General features: G+C 59.3%; 1 protein-coding gene. It reads right to left on the minus strand.

The genetic code is table 11. The features are described 5' to 3' along the window. Positions 1 to 354, minus strand: a 354-nt coding sequence (locus tag AC1RPJ_RS07995) for a hypothetical protein (protein ID WP_481762878.1), incomplete at both ends; no start/stop codon positions are given.

The raw sequence follows: 354 nt of genomic DNA on the forward strand, positions 1-354 counted from the left end.
GCTTCGTGATCGGTGGCACGTCGAGGACCGCAATGCGGGGCCGCGTCACCGGGCCCTTCGGCCGATGTTTCTCGGGAATTGCAAGCAGCTCCTTTTCGGTCAACATTCTGTCCTCCACGATACGTCGGACGTACGTGCCACGCTTGAACGAAGCAGGCTCGTTGTTCCAGTTGAGGCCGATATCGTGCAGCATGTCGTGCTGAGCCCGCGTGTTCTTGCCGTGCAGCTGACGGTGTGAGAAGTGTGCTTGACACAGCATCTGCAACGAGTTGCGTGTCGCATCCGCCTCACGCCACGCAAATGCGTCGAACGCTTCGCTCTCGTTCGGCAATTGCCAGACACGGCAATCGAACT

It is taken from the genome of Dellaglioa sp. CoH-57-MRSF-17 (assembly GCF_056782015.1).